Annotated in this window: 10 protein-coding genes and 1 tRNA gene; all 11 read left to right on the forward strand. The window is 32.7% G+C overall.

Translation table 11 applies throughout. From position 1 onward, the window contains the following. The first annotated feature begins 29 nt into the window (after positions 1 to 29). Positions 30 to 227, forward strand: coding sequence for a spore coat protein (locus C3E89_RS09665; RefSeq protein ID WP_236912490.1), 198 nt, complete (start codon positions 30 to 32; stop codon positions 225 to 227). A gap of 239 nt (positions 228 to 466) precedes the next feature. Beyond that, positions 467 to 1,558, forward strand: coding sequence for a glycerol dehydrogenase (locus C3E89_RS09670; protein WP_236912493.1), 1,092 nt, complete (start codon positions 467 to 469; stop codon positions 1,556 to 1,558). 198 nt (positions 1,559 to 1,756) lie between these two features. Next, positions 1,757 to 2,269, forward strand: a complete 513-nt coding sequence (locus C3E89_RS09675) for a flavin reductase family protein (RefSeq protein ID WP_236912495.1) — start codon at positions 1,757 to 1,759, stop codon at positions 2,267 to 2,269. Positions 2,270 to 2,551: 282 nt separating this feature from the next. Next, positions 2,552 to 3,097: a phosphodiesterase gene (gene yfcE, locus C3E89_RS09680; RefSeq protein ID WP_005585419.1), complete on the forward strand. Its 546-nt coding sequence runs from the start codon at positions 2,552 to 2,554 to the stop codon at positions 3,095 to 3,097. Between the two features lie 157 nt (positions 3,098 to 3,254). Continuing rightward, a complete protein-coding gene (locus C3E89_RS09685) occupies positions 3,255 to 3,833 on the forward strand; it encodes a flavodoxin family protein (RefSeq protein ID WP_236912497.1) in 579 nt (192 codons plus the stop codon). A 144-nt stretch (positions 3,834 to 3,977) separates the two neighbouring features. Next, on the forward strand, positions 3,978 to 4,847 hold the full coding sequence (locus C3E89_RS09690; RefSeq protein ID WP_236912499.1) for a DegV family protein: 870 nt from the start codon (positions 3,978 to 3,980) through the stop codon (positions 4,845 to 4,847). Positions 4,848 to 5,002: 155 nt separating this feature from the next. Continuing rightward, positions 5,003 to 6,394, forward strand: coding sequence for a TldD/PmbA family protein (locus tag C3E89_RS09695; protein WP_236912501.1), 1,392 nt, complete (start codon positions 5,003 to 5,005; stop codon positions 6,392 to 6,394). A 1-nt stretch (position 6,395) separates the two neighbouring features. Beyond that, on the forward strand, positions 6,396 to 7,736 hold the full coding sequence (locus C3E89_RS09700) for a TldD/PmbA family protein (RefSeq protein ID WP_236912504.1): 1,341 nt from the start codon (positions 6,396 to 6,398) through the stop codon (positions 7,734 to 7,736). An 88-nt stretch (positions 7,737 to 7,824) separates the two neighbouring features. Next, positions 7,825 to 7,900 (forward strand) — tRNA-Thr (locus C3E89_RS09705). Between the two features lie 80 nt (positions 7,901 to 7,980). Continuing rightward, on the forward strand, positions 7,981 to 8,685 hold the full coding sequence (locus C3E89_RS09710; RefSeq protein WP_236912508.1) for a lysoplasmalogenase family protein: 705 nt from the start codon (positions 7,981 to 7,983) through the stop codon (positions 8,683 to 8,685). 99 nt (positions 8,686 to 8,784) lie between these two features. Then, positions 8,785 to 10,306: 2-oxoacid:acceptor oxidoreductase subunit alpha (locus C3E89_RS09715; RefSeq protein ID WP_236912510.1), on the forward strand; the 1,522-nt coding region annotated here is incomplete at its 3' end.

Raw genomic sequence — 10,306 nt, forward strand, 5'->3', positions numbered from 1 at the left:
TTGCTTAGGAAGAGCAGCATCATTATGATATGATTAATCAGATTCTACAAGGAATGCAACCGGATATGACCTATAAACCTACTAATATGACTACAGAGGGGCATACTACTTTTCAAGGACCTAGTCCAAATGACCAAATTCTATTAGAGGATTTGTTATCAACTGAAAAGTATATATCTGGATTCCACGATACAGCAGTTTTTGAATCAGCAGATCCTAATGTTTGACAAGCACCTCAACACATACAACATGATGAACAAGTCCATGGACAAAAATTGTTCAATTACATGCATAGCCATGGAATGTATGATATTAAATAGAGGACACCTAGAGTTTGATCTAGGTGTTATATTTTATTACCAATAGGAAATTTATATTTACATTTTATAATAAAACGAAATTAGATTGTTTAATTATTATCAAACACGGGTATATAATTCATTAAAAAAATTGAGGAGGGATTTGTATGACGAAGATAATAATTTCCCCTGGAAAATATATTCAGGGCAAGGGAGAATTAAAGAGAATAAAAACCCATGTAGAACATTTAGGTAGTTCTTTTTTCATTCTAATTAGTAAATCAGGCTATAAAAGATTTGGAGAGATTATAAAAGAAAGTTTTGGAAATGCTGCTAAAATTAATTTTATTGAATTCAATGGAGAATGTTCAAAAGTTGAAATAAATAGGCTTCGAGATGAATTTAAAGAAAAAGGGTCTGATGTAGTTATGGGAGTAGGAGGAGGTAAGATTCACGATACTGCTAAAGCTCTTGCATATTATGAGAAAGTACCAGCAGTTATAGTACCAACTATAGCAAGTACTGATGCTCCTTGCAGTGCATTGTCTGTAATTTATACTGAAGATGGGGCTTTTGATGAATACTTGCTATTACCTAAAAATCCAGATATGGTACTAATCGATATAGATGCAGTTGCTAATGCTCCAGCACGATTGCTCGTTGCAGGTATGGGAGACGCACTAGCAACTAAATTTGAAGCAAGAGCAGCTGCTAAGGCTGGCGCAAAGACTATGGCTGGAGGTTATCCGACAGATGCTGCAATTGCATTAGCTAATTTATGTTATGAAACATTGATAAATGAAGGGTTAAAGGCAAAACTAGCTGTAGAAAAGAAAGTAGCAACAATAGCAGTGGAGAAAATAGTAGAAGCAAATACCCTATTAAGCGGTATCGGTTTCGAAAGCGGTGGTCTTTCTGCAGCCCATGCTATCCATAATGGGTTAACTGCTATTGAAGAAACCCATGAGTTATATCATGGAGAAAAAGTTGCTTTTGGCGTTTTAGTCCAATTAGTATTAGAAAATGCACCATTAGAGGAAATAGAAGAAGTATTATATTTCTGTAATGAGGTGGGATTACCAACTACATTAAAAGAGCTAAATATTACGGAAGCATCGGAAGAAAAATTAATGGATGTAGCAAAATTAAGCTGTGCAGAAGGTGAAACCATCTATAATATGCCTTTCGAAGTTACAGCAGAAGATGTTTATGCTGCAATACTAGCTGCAGATGCTTTGGGTGAAAGCTTTGGCTTTTAATGGGATAGAAGGGATGGTTTGATATGATACCTCTAAAGTAGACAGTCTAATTAATTAAAATTAGATTATCTACTTGGAGGTATTTTTATGGGAAAACAATTTGTCAATATTTAAATAAATCAATTATATAGAGGATTTTTTATACATAAGTAGAATAAATATTGATAGAAGAAGTTTTTAAGGAGGGGAGATATTATCATGACAATTCAAAGAATCAATTATAATGAGTATTCATCAGAAGCTTTAGAACAGTTGAAAAAAGGAGCTTTTCTAACTGTAAAAGATGGAAATGAAATAAATACCATGACAATAGGTTGGGGGACTATAGGTTATATTTGGAACAAGCCTATATTTATGGTTGCTGTCAGATATTCAAGGCATACTTATAAATTATTAGAAAATGCAAAGGAGTTTACCGTTAGTATTCCTTTAAATAATAATTTAAAAAAGGAATTATCTTATTGTGGAACTAAATCAGGAAGAGATGTTAATAAATTCGAAGAATGTAATTTAAGCATCCTAGAAGGGCAAAAGGTATCTACTCCTATAATTGGAGAATGTGAATTACATTATGAATGTAAAGTTGTTTATCAGCAGGTTATGGAACCGGCTACATTAGATGAAGAAATTAAAAAACGTAGCTACTCAAATAATGATTATCATGTATTATATTATGGAGATATATTAGACGCTTATTTGTTAAAGAAATAGATGATTCATATAATTTAATATTTTCTTTTAAGGATTTAGATGATAAAATTCAAGCTAGTAGGGAATCTCTCAAAAAATAAATATAAATCCATAGTGAGGTTATATCCTTGCTATGGATTTTGTATATAAATTGAAAGTATGTATTAAATAAAAAAGAGTACATATACCTGCTAAATTTACAGGAGAGTTAATTATTATGGAGGAATTTTCACAAAAAGGTAGAATATATATTTTAGAACAACCTAATGCCTAATAGAAATTTCATAAGAAGGGAGAAAACATATGAAACTTTTTTTCATGTCAGACATACATGGTTCAGTCTATTATTTAAACAAAGCATTGGATAAATTCAAAGAAGAAAAAGCTGATTATATTATAATATTAGGAGATCACCTATATCATGGAGCAAGGAATCCATTACCTAAAGAATACAATCCTAAACAAGTAATAGAAATCCTCAATAGTTTTACCGACAGAATAATTGCTGTAAGAGGAAACTGTGATAGTGAAGTAGATGAAATGGTACTAAATTTTCCTATAATGGCTACTTACTCAAATATTCTATATAATAATAAGCGTTTGTTTTTAACTCATGGTCATATATATAATGAAAACAATATGCCTAAATTAGCTAATGGGGATGTATTCATATATGGGCATACCCATATACCTAAAGTAGAAAAAATGGACAATATATATATAATAAATCCAGGAAGCATAACATTGCCAAAGAAAAATAATTCTCATACCTATGGAATATTAGAAAGGAATACCTTTAAGATAAAAGACCTAGAAGGAAATACGCATAAAGAGATTAGTTTTGGATAGTGACACGAGGGGATGGTTCTACTCTGTTCCTTAAGAACAGGAGTCACTGGAGTACATCTTTGGAAGGTAGAGGAGGAGAAGAGAACAATAATACTTACAAAATCTTAAAAGCACTTATTATTATTTGGTACTTAACCATGGAAGGAAGTGAAGTTACATGGAGAATGTTATTGCTTTTATGGGAAGTCCACGGGTAGGTAAAAATACGGATATGATAGTAGATAAGCTAATCGAAGGCAATAATGAAATAGGAATAAAAACTGAAAAGATAATCCTAAAGGATTATAAAATCAATGGCTGTCAAGGATGCTATTCCTGTATCAAGACAGGAAAATGTGTAGTATTAGATGATATGGAAAATATACATATGAAGATTAAAAAAGCCAAGGGCCTAATTTTTGCTTCACCATCATATAATTATAATATTACATCCCAAATGAAAGCATTAATAGATAGATTATTTTGCTACTATGATTTTGGTGGAAACAGTTGGACAAGTAGACTGGGAAATAGTAAAAAGGCTTTAGTTATAGGGATATGTGCTGGCCCAGATGATAATTCCATGGGTTATACAATTGAAGCTATGGTAAAACCTCTTATAGATTTAAATATCAATATTATAAAAAAGCTTACATATTATAATACTGCCAAGAATCCTATTGTGAATAATGAGGAGTATCAAATTAAATTGATTGAAATTGGTAAGGAATTTGGTCTTTCCATAAATTCTAATTAAATATAGTGGAGAGAATTTTCATCGTATATTTTATTTTGGGACAGCGAGAACCGTCCCCTATGTAGCAGGTATAATATTTATCAAATTGGTATATTATAACAATAATAATATAATAAAAAATTAATATATAAAGGTGGTTAGGAATTGAGTTATAAAATAATAACTGATACTTCAGCAAATCTTACAGAAGAAATGATTGAACAGTACAACATTGACATTATTCCTCTTGTTTTTAGGATTGGAGAAGAAGAATTTTACAGTTATGTAAAAGGGGAAAAAACAGATATTGAACAATTTTATGATAGAATGAGGCAAGGTGAAATAATAACAACATCTCTCATAAGTATGGAGAAATGCCAAGATGTATTTGAAAGCAACTTAAAAGAAGGCAAGGATATACTCTATATTAGCTTTTCATCGGCACTTAGTGGCACATATAATGCTGCCCTCATGGTGGCAAAAAACTTGGAGAAAGAATATCCTGAACGAAAAATATATGTCGTCGATTCCCTTGCTGCTTCAATGGGGCAGGGACTTTTGGTTTATTATTGTGCAGAGCAGAAACGTTCTGGAAAGTCTATTGAAGAGGTAAAGGATTGGCTTATCGAAAATAGGCTTCAACTCTGTCATTGGTTTACAGTAGATGATTTGTTTCATTTAAAAAGGGGAGGAAGGATATCCGGGACAACTGCATTAGTAGGAACTGTTTTAGGAGTCAAACTAGTATTACATGTTGATAATAAAGGCAGACTTGTTCCTGTTAGAAAGGTACGGACTAGAAAGAAATCCCTTATTTCACTTGTAGATGAAATGGAAAAGAGCTGTATAAATCCGACTGAGCAAATTGTATTCATATCTCATGGGGATTCCATAGATGATGCTCTGTATGTTGAAGAATTAGTGAGAGACAGATTAAATGTAAAGGATATCAAGATAAACTATGTTGATCCCGTTATAGGTGCCCATTCAGGCCCTGGAACTATTGCATTGTTTTTTATTGGCAATACAAGATAGTATAAGGGTATCAGGTTTCAATATGCAGCTGAGGTTCCATATTAGATAGGACCAAAGCTGCTTTATTTTCTTGAAACAAGAAAATAAATGCTTTTAAATCGAAAATAATATATAATGTTTAATATAGGAAAAATTTTGAAAAAGGGGGTAATTTTTTGCTTAACAAAAAGGTTATAGAAAATATACTCTATGCAGCTCTTTCTACTGGAGGGGATTTTGCAGAAATATTTGTAGAGGATAGGTTTAATACAAATATTAATATGGTAGGAGGATATGTGGAAAATAGCATATCTGGTAGGGATTTTGGTGTAGGCATTAGGATATTCCATGGATTAAACAGTATTTATGCCTATACTAACAACTCAAAAGAAGATAATCTAATAAAAGTTGCCAAGGAAGCAGCTTTAGCTATTAAATCTAGTAAAAAAGATATGGTATTAAATCTAATGGAATCCAATATCAATAATAGACATCTAATTAAAATAATGCCTAGTAATGCTGAAAAAGCAAAAAAAGTAGAATTACTTAAAAGGGGTTATGAAAGTGCAAAGGCCTATGATCCGCTTATAACCCAAGTTACTTCAAACTACTTTGATGAAGAACAGAATGTGTTAATAGCCAATTCAGAAGGATTAATGGTTCAGGACAAACGGGTAAGGACTAGGTTTAAAATCCAGTCAGTTGCTTCAAAGGATGGAGAAACACAAATTGGCTTCTATGGCCCTGGCGGATCAATGGGATTTGAAATATTCGATAAAATTGATGTAGAAGAGATAGGGAAAGAAGCTTCAAGAATTGCTAAAACCATGATATTAGCAGATTATTGTCCTAGTGGGGTTATGCCCGTGGTTATTCACAATGAATTTGGAGGAGTATTGTTCCATGAAGCCTGTGGCCATGGATTAGAAGCAACTTTTGTATCTAAAGGCACCTCAGTGTTTGCAGATAAATTGGGGGAACAGGTAGCATCACCTTTAGTTACTGCCATAGACGATGGCACTATACCAAATGAATGGGGTTCTTTAAATATAGATGACGAAGGAACTCCAACCCAAAGAAATGTACTTATTGAAAATGGAATCCTTAAATCCTATCTAGTAGATAAATTAAATGGGAAACGAATGGGTATGGAGTCAACTGGTTCAGCTAGAAGACAGTCCTATAAATTCCAACCAACTTCAAGAATGAACAACACATTTATTGCCAATGGGAATTCAACCTTTGAGGAAATTATATCTAGCACGGAAAAAGGATTATTTGCAAAAAAGTTGGGTGGAGGTAGTGTAAATCCAGCTACAGGAGATTTTAACTTTGCAGTAATGGAAGGCTATTTAATTGAAAATGGGAAAATAACTAAACCAGTAAGAGGTGCAACACTAATAGGGACAGGAATTAAAGTACTAGAGAATATCGATATGGTAGGCAATAACCAAACCTTTGGTCAAGGAGTATGTGGTTCTTTAAGTGGCATGGTACCTACCAATGTAGGCCAACCTACTATTAGAATAAAATCACTAACAGTTGGTGGAAGGAAGGGGGATGAATAGGATGAAATACAAAGGTTTAGTAGATAAGATTTTTGAAAAAGGGAAAGATAAATTTGAGGATATGGAGACCTATATAGAAAATACCAAGGAAATTGAAATTGCAGTATTTAAAGGAGAAATAGATAGATATAATATCTCTGAAACAGAAGGATTATCCTTAAGAGGGATTAATGATGGTAAATTAGGATATTCCTATACTGAAAAGGTAGATGAATCATCTATTGATATGTTAGTAGAGGAAGCTTATGAAAATGGAAAGTTTATCGATACATTAGAGAAGGAGATCATATTTTCTGGTTCAGCTGGATACAAGGAGTTAGATGGATTTAACCCAAATCTTAAGGAAACACCTTTAGAAGAGAAAATAGAATTCGTCAAATCTTTGGAAAAGGAAGCTTTTGCTTTAGATTCAAGAATTGTGGCAGTAAGCTATTGTATTTATAATGAAATAGAAAGTAGTAAATATTTGTTTAATACTAAGGGGTTAAATTTAGAAAACAATATGAATTTAGGTATTGCTTATATTATGGTTGTTGCTAAAGATGGAGAAGAAACTAAAACAGGAGTTAGTTATCGAATAGCTAAGGATTTTTCAGATTTTGATTATAAAAAAATGGCAAAAGAAGCTGTTGAAGAAGCCCTATCCTATTTAGGAGCTAAATCAATAAAATCAAAGGAATATCCAGTAGCATTGAAAAACACGGTTTTTGCAGACATATTATCTGCTTTTAAATCCATCTTTTATGCAGAATACGTTCAAAAAGGGTTATCCTTACTAAAGGATAAGGTAGAAAAACAAATAGCAGTTAGTGATTTTACATTAGTAGATGATCCTTTTAATAATGATGGGTTTATGGTTAGTACTTTTGATGATGAAGGAACAGCAACTAAATGTAAGAAGATAATTGAAAATGGTGTATTAAAAACCTACTTATACAATTGGAAATCTGCCTTAAAGGATGGAGTTGAATCTACAGGAAATGGATATAGGGATTCCTATAAATCTCCAATATCAACTTCAACTTCTAATCTATATCTAGAAAAAGGGGATAAATCCTTAGAAGAAATATTAAAGACCATGAACTCGGGTTTGTTAATTACCGATGTGCAAGGATTGCATTCTGGATTAGATCCAGTGTCTGGAGATTATTCCCTTTCTGCCCATGGCTATGAAATAGAAAAAGGAAAAATAAAAAGACCAGTAAATCAAATAACCATTGCAGGAAATATCTTTGAAACATTGATGGATATTGAAGAAATTGGAAATGATTTTAGATTTTCTATGGACGGAGTAGGCTCTCCATCTGTAAAGATTAAAAAGTTAGCAGTATCTGGCGAATAGACCATTCCCCCTTTTGAAGGGGGAATTATATTTAATAGATGACAAAAATTTTAAAAAGTAGTATATTATAATTATGATTAAATACTTAGCCAATATAGCTCACTAGGCAGAGCAGCAGTCTCGTAAACTGCAGGTAAAGGGTTCGAATCCCTTTATTGGCTCCAACCTAGCAAATAAGGGATGGTGAGAACCGTCTCTTATTTTTATAAAAGGAAGAATTTGTTGATATAGAAAGGTTGAAACCATGTTAAAAACTATTCATAAATGGAGAATCGTAAAAGTTTTTTTGTTATTTATTGCTATATTATATATAGGGTTTATGTATATAGATATATATGATATTGAAAGTATCATATCTTCAGATAGACTAAAATATTTATCCATGCTCCTCGTCTTAATGATATCTCTTTTTACAGGAGATGATGCTCTAAACGTTAAAGATCTTAAACTACTCCAAACTGGACTATTTATTACTTTAATTGCTGATTTATTCCTTTTAATTCTGGGTCGCCACTATATATTGGGTATCTTATTATTTTCTGTAGTTCAAATAATATATTCCTTTAGGTATGAGTTTACAAATTTAAAGAAAAATATTAGAAATTTTATAGTGATATTTTTGAGTCTATTTATTGTCTATCTTGTAGTAGATAAACTGATATTTGAGCTTAATTTTACATGGGGTATGGGATTATTTTATGGTATATGTCTATTGAACAGTGTGATAAAAGCAGCAAAAGCGTATAGAGATAGATTATTTCCCAAGCCAAATGGTCATATGATACTAATAGGTATGGTTCTTTTCCTGCTATGCGATATAAATGTTGCTTTGTATAATATTTTAAATGAAGGCTTATTTTACAATATTTCTTCCATCTCTATGTGGTTATTCTATCTCCCATCCCAGGTATTACTTTCACTAAGTGGCTATAAATATAATTTAAAATAGTATATTGTATATGTCTCTCTTCTCTTTAATGTTTGTTGCTACTTTACTAGGGTATAACATAAACGATGGTTAAAAACAATAGAAACGGGAGGGTTAAATATGGATTATACTGTTTTGGTAGGTGGAGAAGCAGGTCAAGGGATGGATACCTTTGCTAATCTATTAGAAAAAATATTAAAACGAGCTGGATTTCATGTATTTTCAAAGAGTGATTATATGTCAAGAGTAAGAGGCGGCCATAATTTTATCCAAATTAGATTCTCTAATAAACCCATATATGCCCACACGGAAAAGGTAGATATTGTTTTTGCGCTAAATGAAGAAACTGTAGAGCAACATTTGACTCGCCTTAAAGAAAATGGAATTGTAATTACCGATGAAGGGATAGGAAAGGATAAGGACTTATTCCATTTACCATTATTGAAAACTGCTAAGGCCTTAAGGAATTCTAGGGTATATACTACTATTGGCTTGGGCGCTATACTAAAATACTATGGTCTTCCATTGGAAATTGGGGAAGAAGTTATAAGAGAAGGATTTAATGAAAAATTGTATAAGGTCAATATAAATGCCTTAAGGGCAGGATATGGCATGGTAGACTCCGAGTATAGTTTACCTACTTTAGAAGATAAACATATATTGATCAATGGCAATCAGGCAGTAGGCTTAGGAGCAATAGCAGCAGGATGTAAGTTTTATTGTGGCTATCCTATGACCCCTTCTACAGGAGTACTAAATTACATAGCTGCCCATGCCAATGAAATGGGTATTGCCGTAGACCAAGTAGAAGATGAGGTAGCTGCATTAAATATGGCACTAGGTGCATCTTATGCTGGAGTTAGGGCTATGACAGGTTCCTCCGGAGGAGGCTTTGCTTTAATGGTAGAGGCTTTAAGTTTAGCTGGTATTATTGAAGTACCAGTTGTAGTAATAAATGTTCAAAGACCAGGACCGGCCACAGGTTTTCCAACTAGAACGGAACAGGCAGATCTTAGATTTATGATTCATGCTGGCCACGGAGAATTTCCTAGAATGGTCATAGCATTAAGAGACCAGGAAGATGCTTTCTATCAAACAGCCAGAGCCTTTAATATTGCAGAAAAATATCAAATACCTGTATTATTGATGAGTGACCAATATTTAGCAGATAGTACGACTACTAGGGAACCCTTCGATTTCAGTAAAATAAAAATCGAAAGACGTATCTCAGGAGAAGAAGGAGTATTAGACCAAGAATATAAACGATATAAATTTACTGAAGATGGAATATCTCCTAGAATATTGCCTGGAAAAATACCAGGTCAGGTAGTTCTAGTAGATAGTGATGAACATGATGAATGGGGAAATATTACGGAAAGTGATGAAATAAGAATAAAGATGGTAAATAAAAGGATGAAGAAATTTGAGGGTCTTAAAGAAGAAGTTGAAGAACCTTGGCTATTAGGGGATGAAAAACCAGAAAATCTGATAGTCAGTTGGGGTTCTACCTATGGGCCAGTACGAGAGGCAGTAGAAAAATTAATTGAAGAGGGAATATCCATTGGCGCCTTAGTCTTTGGAGATATATGGCCATTACCAACTAAAAAACTTATGGAGATATCTAAATTTGCTAAAAGGATTA

It is taken from the genome of Clostridium sp. Cult1 (genome assembly GCF_021655095.1).
GTDB lineage: Bacteria > Bacillota > Clostridia > Tissierellales > Tepidimicrobiaceae > Schnuerera.

Bases quoted from the DNA above. Each gene is read 5' to 3' on its own strand.
- C3E89_RS09665 (WP_236912490.1), top strand. From the start codon at position 30: ATGATTAATCAGATTCTACAAGGAATGCAACCGGATATGACCTATAAA.
- C3E89_RS09670 (WP_236912493.1), top strand. From the start codon at position 467: ATGACGAAGATAATAATTTCCCCTGGAAAATATATTCAGGGCAAGGGA.
- C3E89_RS09675 (WP_236912495.1), top strand. From the start codon at position 1,757: ATGACAATTCAAAGAATCAATTATAATGAGTATTCATCAGAAGCTTTA.
- yfcE (WP_005585419.1), top strand. From the start codon at position 2,552: ATGAAACTTTTTTTCATGTCAGACATACATGGTTCAGTCTATTATTTA.
- C3E89_RS09685 (WP_236912497.1), top strand. From the start codon at position 3,255: ATGGAGAATGTTATTGCTTTTATGGGAAGTCCACGGGTAGGTAAAAAT.
- C3E89_RS09700 (WP_236912504.1), top strand. From the start codon at position 6,396: ATGAAATACAAAGGTTTAGTAGATAAGATTTTTGAAAAAGGGAAAGAT.
- C3E89_RS09710 (WP_236912508.1), top strand. From the start codon at position 7,981: ATGTTAAAAACTATTCATAAATGGAGAATCGTAAAAGTTTTTTTGTTA.